Consider the following 16,261-nt stretch of genomic DNA (forward strand, 5'->3'; position numbering starts at 1 on the left):
CTCCGGTGCCTCGCTACTGCGCCACCGCTCGGGGTGGTGGTCCGTCGCGCGTGGATGTTCGGAACCGGACTGACACTCCAACCGTAACCAATTTGTTACCAATTTGCGAGCACTTTGATACACTTCACGCTCGCTCCTGCCTTTACCAGGAGCCGTAGACCGCCTGCGTGTTCGCTCGTAGCTGATCGCACGCCGCCGCCTCGCTGAGGTCCCACAGCTGCGCGATGAAACGCACGGTGTGGGCCATGACGTAGGAAGCGTTGGGGCATCCGCGCCACGGGACGGGCGTCAGATAGGGCGCGTCGGTTTCAACGAGGACGAGTTCACGCGGCAGGGTTGCAAGCGCCGCGCGCAGGTCCGAGTTCGCCGGGTAGGTAATGGGTCCCGCGAAGGAGGCGTACCAACCGCGCTGGGCCAGGTGAGCTGCCATGGCGGCGTCCCCCGAGTAGCAGTGGAACACGATCCGCTGATCGGTGCTGGCGCACTCCCCCAGGATCGCCAGGGTGTCCTCGTGCGCCTCGCGGTCATGGATCTGCAGGGGCAGGTCGGCGCGCGCAGCCATCTGGATGTGTTCGCGGAAGGATTCCTTCTGAGCCTGGCGCCCCGGTTCGGCGGTGCGGAAGTAGTCCAGGCCGCTCTCCCCCACCGCGATGACCGTTGGGTCGCTCAGGCGTGCTTCGACGGCGGTGAGGGCTTCGTCGAGGGGCACGTGGTGCTCGCACACGCGCGGGGTGAGCCCGTCGGGTGAGGGTTCGGCGCAGCCCGCGTGCAAGGCGGCTTCGTTCGGGTGGATGGCGAGCGCGACGCGCACGCCCTCGTGGTCCCTCGCCAGCTGGATCATCGGGTCGAAGTCGGGCAGCTCGCACGCGCTCGAGATGAGCGCGGTGACGCCGACCTCGCGGGCTCGGTCCAGCTGATCGTCCAGGCTCAGCGCCACGCCCTCGCGCCTGGGGATCTCTCCGGCGTGGGTGGGCAGGTGCGTGTGGTTGTCCACGACGGGCGCCGCCAGGGGCGCGGGGGTGTCGGGCCAGGGACGAGGCTTGCGCGGGCTCATGCGGGGTGGGTGTCCTTTCGGAAAGACGACTGGGGGCGGGTCAGTGGGTGAGGACGACGCCGCGGGAGACTTCCTGGGCGGTCGTCTCGCCCAGGAGTTGGCGCACGATCTCGAGGCCGAGATCCAGGGCTGTGCCGGCGCCGCGGCTAGTAGTCACGAACTCATCGACGACGACCGGGTTCTCGTGGGCTATCGCCCCACCGGCAGCAATCGCCTGAATGAAGGCGGGGTTCGCGGTCGCGTGGCGACCGTCGAGGACACCCAGTTCGGCCAGGATCGAGGGGGCTGCGCAGATGGCGGCGATCGGCTCGCGCGCGTCCGCGCGGCGCAGGACCTCGGTCTGTATGGCGGGAGTTCCCTTCAATCCCAGGGTGCCGGGCATACCTCCGGGCAGGAAAAGCACGGTGTAGGCCGATAGGTCGACGTCGTCGAGCATGAGGTCGGCGACCACTCGGATACCGTGAGAGCTGGTTACGTGACGCGCGTCGGTGACGGAGATCAGGTCGGAGCGCACGCCAGCGCGGAACAGGACGTCGGCGACGGCCAGGGCTTCAACTTCTTCGAAGCCGTCGGCCAGCATGATGGCTACGGTAGCGTCGGTGGCGAGATTCTCGGGGGTGGGCATGATTCCTCTTTCCTTACGGCTGGTGGACAAGCGTTACGTCCAGACTAGCGCAGCCGCGCGCGCCCCGTGGCGAGGCTACGGCCTCGGCAAAACGGGGCTGAGGCCGTCTTCCGTTCACTCCGATCGCAGAGCCTCGACGGGATCCTGACGGGAGGCACGCGCGGCTGGGATAATGCCGGCGATGACGGTCAGCCCGACCGACACGGCGATCAGCGTGACGGCAGTGATCGGTGAGAGCTGCGCGATGTTCTCGACGTTGAAGGAGGCGTAGGCAATCGAATTGGCGACCGCGCACAAACCGTAGGTGACGCCGACGCCGATCACGCCAGCGAGGAAGCCTTCGATGACTGTCTCCGCGTTGAAGACGCGGGAGATGTCACCCTTGGATGCCCCAATCGAGCGCAGGATGCCGATTTCATTGCGGCGCTCGAGCACCGAAATGTAGGTGATGATCGAGATCATGATGGAGGAGACCACGAGCGAGATCGACACGAAAGCAATGAGCAGCCAGGAGATGATGTCGACGATCTTGGTCACCGAGCTCATGAGGGTGCCCATGACGTCGGAGTAGGTGATGACTTTGTCGGTGGCGCCCGCCGCTTCGTTGTCCTTGTTGTAGGTGTCGAGCACGGCCTTCACGTTATCTTTGTCGGCGAAGGACTTAGGGTAGATCGAAATGTTAGACGGCGAGGCGATGTCCGCCCACCCCAGGGTCCGCAGGTTTGTTTCCAGCGTCGGCACGTTCGTGGAGAACATGGTCGCCATGAGGGCTGCGAGGGACTTATCGTCCACGTTGGATGTGAATGCCGAAGCAAAAGCTTCAGGGTCAACGGAGAATGCGCTGGACATGCTGGTCGCGAACTGGTTCATGACCGTGTTCATCTGTTGACCGATCGCGCCGGAAAGCTGGGTCATCATCGATGTCATTGCACTGGTCATCGTTTCTTGCATGACCTGTCCGATGACGGCGCTCACCCCCTGGGTGAGGGTGGCGCCGAGTTGGGAGGCAATCTGGGCGGAGATGGCGTTCATGACCTGGGTGGATACGTCCTGGCCGATCTGCGCGAGCGCGGGGTCGTTACCGAGCGCAGCCGTCAGGTTGGCGGTGAGTTTGTCGGCGTCCACGACTTGGTCGGAGGAGACCGCCGCTCGTAGCTGTTCCATTACTTCCGGCTGGGAGAAGTAGGACGAGGCCAGGGTCGCGAAGTCGGTCGTGCCGCCTTCCTCGATCTGTTTCTGGGCGTAGTCCTGGAAGCCTTGGGCGATCTGACTGGCTTGAGTGCTCAGGTATTGAGCTGCTCCGTCTTTGACGGCACCGTCCGCGAGTGCGGATCGAATGATGGTGGGGAAGTCGACGTTGGCGAGCTGGGGCAGGTCCTTACTGAGCTCCCCGAGGTCGAGGGAGGACAGGTCGAAGGACATGCCCGACTGCATGCCCGATTGCGCGCTCAGAGCAGACAGGTCGATGCTGGACAGGTCCAGTCCGGACATGTCGAGGCCGCTAAAGTCTATGCCGGACATGTCGAGGCCGCTAAAGTCCATGCCGGACAGGTCCATTTGGAGCTTGCTCGGGTCGATTTGGAAGGCTGCTGAGAGCTTGGACTGATCGACTGTGAACAGGGAGGACATGTCGAAGCCACTGGACTGGCTCTTTTGGTTGTCGGCGAGTTCCTTGAAGGTTTTGCCGGTGAAGACGTCGACGTCGGGTTTGGCGCGTTGGGCTTTGACGATGGGGCTGGCGGCTGCTTCCTCGATGATCTGGTAGGTGAGGGCGGGGGTGTAGGCGATGCCTTGGCGCAGGGCCCCGCCCTTGGTGGAGTTGGGTTTGACGATGCCGGAGATGGTCAGTTCTTGGCCGCCGTCGACGATTTTTTTCATGTAGTCCGTATCCGAGGAGTGGTCGGTCCACACCTTGTAGGTGTCGTCCCACGTGTACTTGTCGAAGGCGTTGATGCGGCGGAACGTGGTGCCCAGGATTGTTGAGTAGTCGTAGGTGGCGTCGCTGGCACCCGATTGGGTATCTGATTGCGCGCTGGACTGGGAGGTGCCACCGAGGGCGCCCTGGTAGTACTTGCGCATGAGGTCGTCGAATTCCTTGTGATCCTTCAGGCCGAGCGTGTACTCGAAGATGTTGGGCATGTTGCCGTCTTCGTCGAGCACGAGGACGACCTGGCTGGGGCCTGAAGGCCAGGAACCGGCGACCACGTCGTAGGCGGAGGTGTACAGCGAGGTCGTGGCGGGCATCTGGTAGAAGGCGTTCGTAACCATCATCGATCCGAAAGCACCCGCGCCAAAACCCGTTTCCATCTGCTTCATGGACTGGTCGGGGCTGACCTGGACGGTCGCCTTGGAGGTGTCGGACTGGTAGATCTGGGGGACAACGTCGTAGTCGTATTCGATGGCGTTAACCATTCCTTCAACGCCGCCGCCGTTGTTGTCCAGGAAGACCTTGAGGGAGGCCAGGTCGTTGGTCTTTGCGTCGCGAATCGTGTCGGCGAAGGTACGCATGTCGGACACGCCCACCTTCCCGTCGGGCGCGGTTTTCGCCTTTGCGGAGTCCGACGCGGAGACGGATAGGGCGGCGGTCATGTCGACGCCGCTCTTTTGGATCGTCAGCGGGTAGGAGCCGAGTGTCTCTTCCTCGGTGCGCGCGATGTAGGCGTTCGTCCCGTTGGCCAGGGCGAGGATCGCGGCGATGCCGATGATGCCGATGGACCCCGCGAAGGAGGTCATGAGGGTGCGGCCCTTCTTGGTCATCAGGTTGTTGGCGGACAGGGACAGGGCGGTCAGGAAGCCCATGGAGGTGCGCCGTGTGGGCTTGGCTTCGCGCCGGTCTTCGGCGGCGGGCACGAAGGGGTCGGAGTCGGCGACGATGCAGCCGTCGGCTAGCTCAACGATGCGGGTTGCGTACTGGTGGGCCAGCTCGGGGTTGTGCGTGACCATGATGACCAGGCGATCGCGGGCCACGTCGCGCAGCAGATCCATGACCTGAACGCTGGTCTTGGAGTCGAGGGCGCCGGTGGGTTCGTCCGCGAGGAGGATCTCGGGGTCGTTGATGAGGGCTCGCGCAATGGCGACGCGCTGCATCTGGCCACCCGACATCTGCGAGGGCTTCTTGTGGACGTGGTCGGCCAGGCCGACGCGCGTCAGGGCATCGAGGGCGCGCTTACGTCGTTCGGAGCGGGAGACGCCCGACAGTGTCAGGGCCAGCTCGACGTTGGCTAGGACGCTCTGGTGCGGGATCAGGTTGTAGGCCTGGAAGACGAAGCCGATGCGGTTGTTGCGGTAGGCGTCCCAGTCGCGCGCCTTGTAGTCCTTCGTGGAGATGCCGTCGATGACGAGGTCGCCGCTCTGGAAGCGGTCGAGTCCTCCGATGACGTTGAGCATCGTCGTCTTGCCGGAGCCAGACTGGCCCAAAACAGCGACGAATTCGTTGTCACGGAACGCCACCGAGACCTTGTTGAGCGCCACCTGCACCAGGTTGGCGGTCTGGTAGGCCTTGATGATCTCCTTGAGCTCTAGCACGCGTCGTCCTCACATCCGCTATTGATTCCACCAACAAGTCTAAGTGAGCGGGCATCACCCACGACCGTCGTTGTTCACTGACTGACCCCTGATCATCCCCTGAGGGATCCCTGACGGCGGCATCTGATGAGCGCACCTCCTCCCCGGATTCCCCGGCCCCGGCCTCGTTCATCGGGCGCACCCGCCGGGAGCACCGGGCCGAGCGGGTAGACTGTGTCCATGACAGAGCTCACCCAGATTCCCGTGCCCAACGACGGCCCGGTCGCCGATAAAGTCCAGGAGATCTACGAGCGCTCCTTCCCTCCCGAGGAGCAGATCCCCCTTCCCGAACTGCTGCGCTCAGCCGAGGCACCCGAGGTGTCCTTCCTCGCGTGGATCGACCCTTCCCTCCCCGCGGGCGAGGACGGGGCTAGCAACGTGGTCGCCCTGACCGTCTCTTTCGCCTTTCACGACCTCTTCTACCTGGGTTTCCTCGCCGTCGATGGGCGCACGCGCAGCGCCGGCTACGGTTCGCGCATCCTCACCCACTTCCGCGAGCGCTACGGGGATGTGCCGCAGCTGCTCGAAATCGAGCCGGTCATGCGCGAGGCCGGGAACTACCAGCAGCGCGTGCGCCGCCTGGCGTTCTACGAGCGCAACGGCTTTACGGTGACGAACATGATGACGCACGAGGCCGACCAGACCTACCGGGTCCTGGCGCGAGGCGGCGTCGTTGCCCCGCAGCGCCTGGAGGAGGCGCTCAACTCGGTGACTGACGACCCGGCGTACACGTCGCGGGTGACGACGGACTGACGTCTGCGCGCTCGCGCATTGATCGGGTCATCCCCTCACGGAGTGCGGCTCGATTCTGTGCGATCAGCGAGAACGGGAGGCTGTGAGCGTCCAACCCCCGCTGTCCGCCGTCAGTGGTCGGTGCCGCGGCTGGAGACCAGGAGGATCTCCTCGTTGTCGAGGCGGGCGAGCGCTCCTTCCAGGGCGGCCGAGGAGAAGATGCCCTCGTCGCGGGCCTGCAGGAGCGCGTCGCGCTGGGCGTGAATGGCTTCGAGGGCGAGCTCACGGATCTGGTCGCGCGTGAAGGAACGCTCGACTTCTTCCTCGCTCATGGCGACCGTGCCGTGTCCCTCGTCATCGCCGGGTGACGCGAGCGCTGAGGACGCATCCTCCGCGGGCAGGGAAGCCGATTCCGAGGTCGCGGCAACGCTGGCGGTCGCCTCAAGCGAGTCATCCACGCACTCGGGACGCAGTCCGTCGCTGGTTGCTCCCGACTGCGTGGAGGCGTCCTGGAGGATGTCGGTGAGGACGCGGTCGGCCGTGCGCGCGATGCGGGTCCCCTCGGCCTCGTCGGTTGCGGAGACCGCGTTCCCGATGCGCGACAGGGTGCGAGAGACGCCGGCGGAGAGCAGGGTCTGGCCGTCAACTTCGTGGATCGCTTGGGCCAGGGCGGTGTCCACGAGCGCGGAACCCATCACCGTCAGGAGCTTGGCGCCTTCCTCCTCGCTAATGTCTCCCGAGGCCATCTGGGGTTTGACGATGCGGATGAGAGCGGGCAGGGTCAAACCCTGAATGATGAGGGCACCTGCAGCGATGAACAGGGCGATCGACAGCAGGAGCGCGCGCATCGGGGCGTGCGCAGAGATTGTCTGCGCGGCTGCGAGGGTGATTGCTCCACGCATGCCTGCCCACACGATAACGCTGCCTTCGCGCGGCCCCAGCGGCTCGTTTGCGAAGTAATCCAGGTCGGAGCCTCGAATGGCGTTGCGGCGCTCTCGGCGCTTGAGGCGACCGCGATAGTGAATGAGGGCGCGCTCCCATTGCTCGGGGCTCAGATTGCGCGCCTCGAGCATGTCGGCGTCCACTTCGCAGGCGGCGTTCATGCGCTCCTCAAAGCGCTCGATGCGCGCGGATTCCACCTCGAAGCGGCGTTGGCGGTGGGTGCGCCGATGGTCCAGCCAAGCGAGCATGACCGCGATGAACACAGCGCGAATCACCATGATGAGCGCACCGAGGGTGACGGCGAGGAACGCGGCGAAGGCCAGGCCTCCGGAGAACGCGGCGGTCTCCTCGACGATGCCGAAGGCCTGCAGGCCCATCGTCAGGAAGATCGTGCTCTCCAGGACCAGGGTCATGGTCTGCCAGTTTTGCTGGGAGAATCGCCTGTTGCTCGCAGAGATCGTGGCGGCGCGGCGGCGCGAGACGACCAGGCCGGCGACGANATCGCGGGGACCAGCCAGTTGATGACGAAGCCGACCGCGAAGGCGGAGAGGAACACGAGGGGAATCGCGAGCATCGCGACGGCCTGCATCTCGCGGCGGAAGTCCATGGTCGGCATGCGCACGGCCGCCGAGAACAGCAGGGGCGGCAGCACCATCTCGAGGACGATGTGCGGTTCGATCTCGATGGCCTCCACCTGCGGAAGGAAGCCGATCGCCAGGCCGACGACCAGCAGGATCAGGGGGGATGCCACGCGCACCTTGGGCGCGATGAATTGGCATGCCACGATGATGAGCATTCCGGCCAGGGCGATAAGAAGGGGGTCCACAGGTTAATTGTATTGTGCGCAACCACTCCAGCACCGTTGCCACCTCACCACAGCGGCTACGCGCACGGCGAACTCGCACGAACCACGCCCACCCAACTGCGCTCCATACCAGTCCCAGATGTCAAACAGACCCATACGAGCAGAGCGCCTTCTATCATTAACGCATAGGATCAAGGAGGTTCTCATGACCGCTTACGACCACTCGTCGGGGTACACCTACGGTACCGATGCCGTCCCCACGTCCCCGCTCACACTCGAGGATCTGCGCCAGATTGAGGCCGCAGCGCACGTTCAGCCCGGTGACGCAGAGCTGCTCGCGCGAGCAGAACCCATCCTGGCGCCGCATGCCATGGACATGGTCGACACGTGGCGCGGGATTCTGGCTCAAAAGACGTATCTGGCAGCCCATTCCGCGCACCCGGACGGGCAGCCGAACCCCGAGTACGCGCAGGCGTCAAAGCCGCGATTCGCCCAGTGGATCATCGACATGTGCACGCGCGAGCGGGACCAGGCGTGGTTGGACTACCAGTACCTGATCGGCGCCCGGCACATGTCCGCAGCGAAGAACGCGGCGGATGGGGCGGACTCGACGCCGTTCGTGCCCCTGCGCTACGTGCTCGCTTTCATCGCTCCGACTGTGGAGGTGGGGCATCGTCTGCTGGCGGAGGGGTTCGAGGGCGAAGAGCTGAGCGCCGTGCGTGACGCGTGGACTCGCGCGGTCACCGTCGCCGTGACAGTGTGGGCGTATGCCTACCGCGATCACCCCGAGCAGTTCTGACCCGACGCTCGCCACCTATCGCTGCCCCATCGGTCGCCTGACGCTGGCCGCGCGGGGTGGTGCGCTCGTCGGCTTGTGGGTGGCCGGGCAGCGCTTCTTCGGGCATCCCTTCGTCGTCGACGAGGCCGTGGCCTCTTCCGCGCAGTCGGTGTCCTCCCTCGATGGTTGCGGGCGCGACGCAGGCCTTGGAAGAGACCAGGACGCGGCCGCATTGGCTGCGGCCGCGTCCTGGTTGGACGACTATTTGGCCTGGCGGGTCCCCTCCCCCGCCCGCGTGCCGCTCTCGCCTATGGGCAGCGAGTTTCAGCTCCGCGTCTGGGAAGCCATGAGCGCCATTCCCTACGGGCACACAATGACCTACGGCCAGCTGGCGTATCGCCTGCGCGAGGCCGGGGTCGCCGCGTCGGCGCGCGCAGTCGNACCAGAGGTTCGGCAGAGCCGGGGTGACCTGAGTGGCGGTCGCATTCAGTTCGGCCACGCTCGGGTGCGGGGTTACCAGCGAGTAGACGACGAGGACGACGATCGCGATGACGATCATGGGCGTAAACACGCCGATGACCTTCATGATGCGGTCGAAATCCAGGAAGGCCGTGAGAATCACGAGGCCGGCGCACACGGCACTGCCAGCCCACGCGGGCAAACCGAATTGCTGCTCGAGGTTCGCGCCCGCGCCCGCGAGCATCACGAAGCCCATCGCGAAACCAGAAAAAACAAGCACGACGTCAATGACGCGACGCACGGCAGGGTGAGTGATGCGTTCGAAGACCTCGTCGTGGTGGCCGGAGCGGAAGTAGGAACCCAGCTGGAGGGCAACAACGCCGAAGATGATGTTGAGGACTCCCAGGGCGGCGATTCCAATCAATCCGGTGGCACCGAAGGAGAGGAAGTACTGGAGCAGGTCCTGGCCGCTGGCCAGGCCAGCGCCGACGATCACTCCCACATAAGCAAAGGCAACAGAGAGGTACTTTTTCGACATGGCGGTCCTTCCGATCGCAAACATGCACCGAGGGACGACCTAGTTCCTCGGCAAGCGCTGGTTTGACAGCGCCTGCCGCCATTCTATGCAGAATTACTTATAATTGATTAAAGATAGCCTTACTTGAGCTTGTACAAACGGGACTAAATACCTAACACTCAACCTAATCCCACGAAAACGGCGCTTTGAGATCTTGGTCTCAGTCGAGGTTGCAGGAACCTACCTGCCCCGATCCACGGGCGTCAAAGCCCCCTTACAGACAGAGAGGCCCACCCTTCATGAATGAAGGATGGGCCTCGACTTGTGCAACGACTAGGCGTTTGGCTGCCCGTTTTCGAGCGCTTCTTCCACCAGCGCCTCGTCGACCGGCAGCTCGGTGCGGGCATAGGCAGCCGCGTCATCCTGCGCATCCGCGACGTCGAACCACCCGAGAAGCGGCGTGCCGTCGAATAGAACAAGGAGAAAGCAGTGTTGTAGATGAGCGCAAAAATAACAAGCGTGTAGACGAAGGCAAAGGCCGAGGCCTCATTCCACGGTAGACGTTCGACTGGGAGCACGACACGTTCATCTGACCCCCTTCACACTCGGGAATGTTCATCCAGACACAGATGTGTACACAAGGTACTAAACTGACACTATGAACACACTTGCCACAACCCTATCGACTCGGGAGCTGCGCGCGAACCTCTCTGACGTTCTCGGGCGAGCCTCCTACGGCGGCGAACGAATTGGTGTGACGAAAAACGGCCGCCTCACTGCGATCGTGATTGGCGTCGACGACTTGTTGGCCCTGGAAGAACTCGAGGATGCGCGCGATCTCGCGGCCTTCCGGGAGGCGGTGCGCAACGACGACGGGCAGCGCGTGAGTCTGTCCGACCTGCGCGCTGAACTCAACGACTAGCGATGTACCGCATCGAATTCACCTCAGCGGCAGCGCGCCAGGTACGCAAGCTGGACCGCCCGGCGCGAACCCGCCTACTGGACGCCATTGAATCGCTCGCCAGTTCTCCTCGCCCCGACGGGGTCAAGAAGCTCGCGAGCACGGAGAACGCGTGGCGCATCCGTGTCGGCGGCTACCGGATCATCTACTCCATCGAAGACGACGTCCTCGTTGTGACGGTCGTGCGCGTCGCACACCGCCGAGAGGCGTATCGCTCGTAGCGTCACTTGCCTTCGAGGAGCTGGATCGGCGGGCGCGGCGCCTGCATCGAATTGATCGGCGCGTCCGGATCAGCGTAGCCGAGGGCGAAGCCGGTGATGAACTTGTAGCCCTCGGGGATCTCGAACTCCTCATCGACGGGCGCGCGCCAGGTGGCCAGGATGCCGACCGGGCAGGAGTCGATGCCGCGCGACTTGGCGGACAGGAACAGTGTCTGGAGCATGAGGCCGGCGTCCATGGCGCTCCACGGGAGCATGTCCTCATGAACGAACACGAACCCCATGACGGGCGCGTCGAACGCCGTCACGTTGCGACGGTTCACGCGGTTGCGCCCTTCAATATCCGCGCGCTCAACCCCGTAGATGCCGTAGAGGAGCTTCGCGACCTCTATCTGGGCGGGGCGCAGCTCGTCCGGGTAGCGCTTGCGCACCGGGAAATCACCGTCGGGCACAGGGATCTCCACCGTCGCGTCCTCAGCCTTGCGCGCATGGGCCTCGATCTCCTCATCGAAGAGTCGCCCGTAATGCTCGCGCAGGCGCTGGGCGCGCGCGCCCGTGGCCAGGGCGACGCGGAAAGCGCGCGTGTTGGACCAGGAGGGCGCGGTCGTCGCATCTGCGAGAATCGCGTCGAGAACCTCGGCGGGGACCTCACGGTCCGTAAAAGCGCGCGTCGAGCGGCGCGAGGCGGTCAGGGCGGAAAAGTCGTTCATCTCTGCGTTGAGTGTCATGCGCCCAGGCTAACCCGGCCTCGTTCCCCGATCCAGCAGGCCCGCCCACCGGACAGCGACAATCCCTTCCTCGCCGACAACTGGTGGCTAGTTGTCCGAACGCTCGTAGGGGACCCGGAAGTAATCGAGCATCACCGCGAAACGGTCCTGCGCACTCAGGCACGTATCCATGAGGAAACCATTCTCGTCACCCCACCTCTCCAGACCTCGGTAGTAGAAGGCCTTCAGATCGTCGGTGATGATGAACGGGACGACTCCCGCCGCGAGGCACTGCTGAAGCATGAGGAGCCTACCAACCCGCCCGTTACCATCCTGGAAAGGATGGATGCGTTCGAAGCGCACATGCCAGTCCAGGATCTGCGTGAGAGTATCAACATCGTTGACGCACTCGAACAGAGGCCGCATATGGTCAGCAACATCGGCGGGCGCGCTCGTCTCACGCAACGCGACCTCGTTCGGCAGACGCTTGTAATCGCCGACCGCGAACCAATCAAGATCAGCCTGGATGCTCCCCTGCTTCAGTATGCGATGCAGATCCTTCACATATTCCTCGCCGATAGGAGTTCCGGCGCATTCGATGACGCGATCAATAGCGCGGAAGTGGTTCCGCGCCTCGATGATGTCATCGACTCTCAGGCACTCGCCGCCAACAGTCGCCGTCTCGAAGATCAGACGGGTCTGTTCCTCGGACAGCTGAGATCCCTCGATGTGATTGGAGTTGTAGGTCATCTCCACCTGTAGGCGGTGGTAGACGCCCCCACGCACGCCTGCATGTTTTTCGTCGCGAAGCCGCATCAGCAGCGCCGAACGACGCGCGCCGATCTCAGTTTCACTCACGACAGGGCCTCCTTTTGCATGACAGTATACGTGCAAGCCCTCTCGTGAGGCTCTTAACAGTAGGCGCATCGAAGGACCAGCCCATGTCGACACACGACAGCACAATCAACCGCGACTCGCGCGCCTATTGGAACAGGCGCGCAGCAACGTTCACGCGCAACGCGACCGAAGACTACGAGCTGTGGCTCATGGACCTCCTCGGACTCAATCCGGGCGACGAGGTCCTCGACATGGGCTGCGCGACGGGCACGCTCGCCGTCCCCCTGGCCCGCGCCGGGCNCACTTGTGCGACAACGAGAGTTTCTTGTCCGTGACGTAGGGCTCGAACACGAGCAACTGCTGGGCGATGGCGAGCCGAAGAGACTCCCCACCCTCTCTCGCGCACAAGGCGCTTAACTCACGGTAGGCATCGGCAGAGTCACGGAAGTAATTCGCGTCCGTCTCTTCACAGGCAGCGAGTTGCCGACGCTTCCACGCACCGATCAGGATTTCCTTACGCGCGCGCACAGCATCCTTCTTGTCGCGGCGACAGTCGTCCTCGAGCCACGCCATGCGCAGCGAGTCGAGCACTCGCTGCACGTCATCCCCCATGGGCGCAAACACGGCAACATCCGCACCCGCCTTGCTCGCGCGGCGCCGCTCCCACCACTGTTCGACGTCCTCGTAGATGTAGGAGCTGTCGGCCCGCAGGGCGAAAGCAAAACGGCCAATCCCAACGTAGTTGAGGCGTATGAAGAACAGGGGGATCGCTCCCACCTCACCACTGGCAGCGCCTTCCACCACCGCGCGAACCGCGGCAATGGCAGTGTTGACGACCACGAAGGAACCCGAGGCAACGGTCAGCATGCGCGTGAGCGCACGGCTGTTGAGAGGCAGGAATCGCGAAGGATTGATGCGCGTCAGATCCTTGACGCTGGACACGTCGCAGCGCTTTAACTCGTCGACGAAGCGAGTGATCGTGTAGAAACCGCGAACAATGCACTCATTCGCGAGAACAGCGGGAACCTGCGTCAGGATTTGCCCCGCCAGGCCAACCTCGGTCCGCAGATCGAAGCGTAGGGGATTGCCGTCCTCGTCCTTGAGAAGAGTGCCGTTAAAGGCTTTCGACACCCACTGCGAGAACGTCGCGATCTTATCCTCGTGCGCGATGGACATGTCGCGGAAGAATGGCAGGGCCGAGGCCTCCTTGAGGAAGGAGAGAAGAGGCCCGGGAATGCCGGTGCCCAAGCCGGGAGTTGCGCTCGACCCAGCCATGTCGCTGATGAGGTGGAGCATCCAGTTGAGGGTGCCATAAAGGAACTTCTCCTCGCTATTCCTACCGAATAGCATCCCATCCTTGAGCGCCTCGGCGGGCAGGTCGACAATCAGGAAGCTCCCATCCGTCGCGGTTCCAAACCCCTTGCCGGTGAATTGCATGAGGATGGAGCACACGAGCCCCACGGGCGAGGGGTGATGGGAGAAATCGCGGAGGTGATGCTGGAGGCCGCCACCGAATGCTGCGGTGAGCTTATCCCCCACGAATGGGAAGCTCTTTTCGAGGAAGCGGATCGCGTCTGCGATGCTCGGGTTGTCTTTGTTCAGACCCACCCTCTGGGCCGCTCCGATGACGATCTTCTCGATCTTTTCAGCCCCGAGCCTGCGCGCATCGGCCAGGTTGAGGTCCTGTTGCCACAGGACGCTCAGAGCTCCCATGAGGGTGCCGCTCGCTGCGGCGACAACGTAATCCCTGACTTGCGCGGGCGAGGCGTTGGGATCGAATTCGAACGCTGCGGTCTCGTCCGGCTCGCTGCCCTCATTCAGGCTCACCTCGAACGTCCCCTCGACGGGAACGTCCGTCAGCTGAGGAAGGGGTGTTGCAGAAAACACCAGACGCTCGTTGTCTCCGCGACGGATCAGGTCTCGGGTCATGATTGCTCCCATGCAACTCTCGATAGATACCGGGAGAATAACACGATAACTATCCCGATCCCCCGCTTAGGCTCCTCGTCTTTCTTCCCACTCCCCCGCCTCGTCCTCATCGTCCCCCACAATCCGCATGCAATTCCCCAACCACACCTGTCATCGGTCCCCCACAAACCCCGCAATATCAACGATCACAATTCAAATCCTGAAAGATCGGCGGGGGAATTACGTGCGACATTGGTGGGCACGCGCAGCGCGGGAAGGACCACACCGATTAGTCCCCGCTGCCCGGTCGGGCCTACAGTGGGACTCATGAGGGCATCTGGAATGCAGGCGAGGGGCGACCAATGAACACGAGGTTCGTCAGGCGAACATCCAAGCGGATGGCAGCTATCGTCACATCGCTCACGATCGCTCTCTGCCTGTTCGGCCTCGTGCTTATCGCTCTACCCTCCGGGCACGAACAGAAAGATCCCGCCCCCATTGCGTACGACGAGGACGAGGACCCCATGTCCGAGGCCGTCGCTGCCCTGCTCGACACGGCCTCGTCCCTGCACGGGTCGATCGACATTCTCACCTACGAACAGGGATACGACGGGAACACCTACAGTAAACGGGCCTACGTCTACGTACCCGCCTCGTACTCTCCCAACCACCCTGCGAACGTGCTCTACCTGACGCACGGATGGTGGGGCAACGCGGCGGGATTGGCCGACGGGGTTGCCCCCGTCGTTGACGAACTGGAAAAGTCAGGCGAAGTCGCGCCCACGATCGTCGTGTTTGCGACCTACTACCCGGACAGGTCTTTTGCGACCGACGACTACGAGGATGATTACGTCCTCAATCGTTTCTTCGCGACGAGTGAGATCGACACGCTCATGAAGGAGGTTGAAACGCGCTACACGACCTTCGCGCACGGTGACATGTCTGACGCCTCGCTTCGAGCCTCGCGCTGGCACCGCGCGTTCGGCGGTTTTTCGATGGGTGCGACAACCACGTGGGACGTGTTCTCCCTGCGCCCGCAGTACTTCTACGGGTACATGCCGATGGCCGGCGAGTCCTGGATTGGACGCGAGGAGGACGCCGACGAGGCGCGCATCGCGGAGCTGGTGACCGCGGGGGCGCTGCGCGAGGGCTATGGCCCGGCCGACTTCCGTATCCTGGCCTCCGTCGGCTCCGATGACCCGGCACTGTGGGATATGAGTCCGCAGCTTGACGAGTTCCACGAGGATTACCCCGACCTCATGACGGACGCCAGCCTGCAGCTGTGGATTGACGACGGGGAGGCCCACTCGAGCGCATCGGTCACCCACCAGGTCGCGCACAGCCTGCCGCTCCTGTTCCCCGGCAGATAGGAGGCGCCACCCACGCCGCGTGAGAGCAACGCGCTGTGCCCCGACCTCGTTCCTTCTTGTCAGGGACGAGGCCGAGGCCGCATCGCAGATCAGGGGGCCTTATGCGCGGGGCTGGCGCTCCGCCCACTCGCCGAGCCTCACGCGCGGACCCGTGAAGAACGGGGTGTCCTCGCGCACGTAGAGACGCGCCTCGGTGTAGCGCTGGGCGTGCATGACCCCCTCGAGGCGGTCGAGGGTGTCGGCTTCGAACGCGAGCACCCACTCGTAGTCGGAGAAGCCGAAGGCGGACAGGGTCGAGCCCTTGACGTCCGGGTACTGGGCGAAGCCGTTGCGGCCGTGCTCAGCCATGATGCGGGACCGCTCTTCGGGGGCCTTCAGGTACCAGTCGTAGGAGCGCACGAAGGGGTAGACCATCGCCCAGTCGCGGGGCGCGACGCCGCCGAAGCAGGCGGGAATGTGGCGCTTGTTGAACTCGGCGGGGGTGTGCAGGCCCATGCACGACCACACCGGGTCCAGGAACTTGCCCAGCGCGCTCGCGCGCAGGCGGTGGTAGGCATCCTGGAGGACCTCGGGGTCGTCGTCGAGCCACCAGACCATCAGGTCGGCCTCGGCGCGGAAGCCGGACACGTCGTAGAAGCCGCGGATTTGTGCGCCCGCGCCCTTCACGTAGTCCAGGGATTCGGCGACGATGCGGCCGCGCTCGCCGTCGTCGGCGGGCAGGGACTCGCCCAGCGCGAACACGGAGTATAGGGCATAGTGCGCCTTGTTGTTGACCTCATCGAAG

Annotated in this window: 12 protein-coding genes and 3 pseudogenes; 7 read left to right on the forward strand and 8 right to left on the reverse strand. The window is 63.9% G+C overall.

The features are described from left to right. Window positions 1-142: 142 nt before the first annotated feature. From BQ7477_RS03385 to BQ7477_RS03395, 3 genes are all read right to left on the reverse strand, one after another. Window positions 143-1,054 (reverse strand): TatD family hydrolase, encoded by a 912-nt coding sequence (locus tag BQ7477_RS03385; RefSeq protein ID WP_073982813.1) that lies wholly within the window; start codon window positions 1,052-1,054, stop codon window positions 143-145. 40 nt (window positions 1,055-1,094) lie between these two features. Next, window positions 1,095-1,679, reverse strand: coding sequence for a DJ-1 family glyoxalase III (locus BQ7477_RS03390; protein WP_073982814.1), 585 nt, complete (start codon window positions 1,677-1,679; stop codon window positions 1,095-1,097). A 114-nt stretch (window positions 1,680-1,793) separates the two neighbouring features. Continuing rightward, window positions 1,794-5,204: an ATP-binding cassette domain-containing protein gene (locus BQ7477_RS03395; RefSeq protein WP_073982815.1), complete on the reverse strand. Its 3,411-nt coding sequence runs from the start codon at window positions 5,202-5,204 to the stop codon at window positions 1,794-1,796. A gap of 219 nt (window positions 5,205-5,423) precedes the next feature. Between BQ7477_RS03395 and BQ7477_RS03400 the strand changes: the two genes are divergently transcribed. Further along, window positions 5,424-5,996: a GNAT family N-acetyltransferase gene (locus BQ7477_RS03400; protein ID WP_073982816.1), complete on the forward strand. Its 573-nt coding sequence runs from the start codon at window positions 5,424-5,426 to the stop codon at window positions 5,994-5,996. A 110-nt stretch (window positions 5,997-6,106) separates the two neighbouring features. On the opposite strand, the pseudogene BQ7477_RS03405 reads toward BQ7477_RS03400, so the two are convergent. Further along, window positions 6,107-7,743, reverse strand: a pseudogene (locus BQ7477_RS03405) (cation:proton antiporter domain-containing protein). Between the two features lie 184 nt (window positions 7,744-7,927). Here BQ7477_RS03405 and BQ7477_RS03410 point away from each other — a divergent pair. Next, window positions 7,928-8,521, forward strand: a complete 594-nt coding sequence (locus BQ7477_RS03410) for a protoglobin domain-containing protein (RefSeq protein WP_073982817.1) — start codon at window positions 7,928-7,930, stop codon at window positions 8,519-8,521. Between the two features lie 421 nt (window positions 8,522-8,942). Here BQ7477_RS03410 and BQ7477_RS03420 read toward each other — a convergent pair. Then, window positions 8,943-9,497 (reverse strand): annotated as a pseudogene (locus BQ7477_RS03420) (hypothetical protein); the annotation flags it as partial. Between the two features lie 303 nt (window positions 9,498-9,800). Here BQ7477_RS03420 and BQ7477_RS12005 point away from each other — a divergent pair. From BQ7477_RS12005 to BQ7477_RS03430, 3 genes are all read left to right on the forward strand, one after another. Next, the gene (locus BQ7477_RS12005; RefSeq protein ID WP_200783459.1) at window positions 9,801-9,950 is read left to right on the forward strand and encodes a hypothetical protein; all 150 of its coding nucleotides are present in this window, start codon (window positions 9,801-9,803) and stop codon (window positions 9,948-9,950) included. Window positions 9,951-10,134: 184 nt separating this feature from the next. Continuing rightward, window positions 10,135-10,398, forward strand: a complete 264-nt coding sequence (locus BQ7477_RS03425) for a type II toxin-antitoxin system Phd/YefM family antitoxin (protein ID WP_073982818.1) — start codon at window positions 10,135-10,137, stop codon at window positions 10,396-10,398. A gap of 2 nt (window positions 10,399-10,400) precedes the next feature. After that, a complete protein-coding gene (locus BQ7477_RS03430; RefSeq protein WP_073982819.1) occupies window positions 10,401-10,658 on the forward strand; it encodes a type II toxin-antitoxin system RelE family toxin in 258 nt (85 codons plus the stop codon). A gap of 2 nt (window positions 10,659-10,660) precedes the next feature. Here the strand turns inward: BQ7477_RS03430 and BQ7477_RS03435 are convergent, their stop codons facing one another. Further along, window positions 10,661-11,383, reverse strand: a complete 723-nt coding sequence (locus tag BQ7477_RS03435) for a nitroreductase (RefSeq protein WP_073982820.1) — start codon at window positions 11,381-11,383, stop codon at window positions 10,661-10,663. 87 nt (window positions 11,384-11,470) lie between these two features. Further along, window positions 11,471-12,220 (reverse strand): Fic family protein, encoded by a 750-nt coding sequence (locus BQ7477_RS03440; RefSeq protein WP_073982821.1) that lies wholly within the window; start codon window positions 12,218-12,220, stop codon window positions 11,471-11,473. Window positions 12,221-12,303: 83 nt separating this feature from the next. Here BQ7477_RS03440 and BQ7477_RS12275 point away from each other — a divergent pair. Beyond that, window positions 12,304-12,498, forward strand: a pseudogene (locus BQ7477_RS12275) (class I SAM-dependent methyltransferase); the annotation flags it as partial. A 2,007-nt stretch (window positions 12,499-14,505) separates the two neighbouring features. After that, window positions 14,506-15,477, forward strand: coding sequence for an alpha/beta hydrolase (locus tag BQ7477_RS03455; protein ID WP_084795629.1), 972 nt, complete (start codon window positions 14,506-14,508; stop codon window positions 15,475-15,477). 99 nt (window positions 15,478-15,576) lie between these two features. Here BQ7477_RS03455 and hemQ read toward each other — a convergent pair. Beyond that, window positions 15,577-16,261 (reverse strand): hydrogen peroxide-dependent heme synthase (gene hemQ / locus BQ7477_RS03460; protein ID WP_200783460.1); only part of this gene is annotated, 685 nt, incomplete at its 5' end.

The organism is Actinomyces bouchesdurhonensis, from assembly GCF_900128465.1.
GTDB lineage: Bacteria > Actinomycetota > Actinomycetes > Actinomycetales > Actinomycetaceae > Pauljensenia > Pauljensenia bouchesdurhonensis.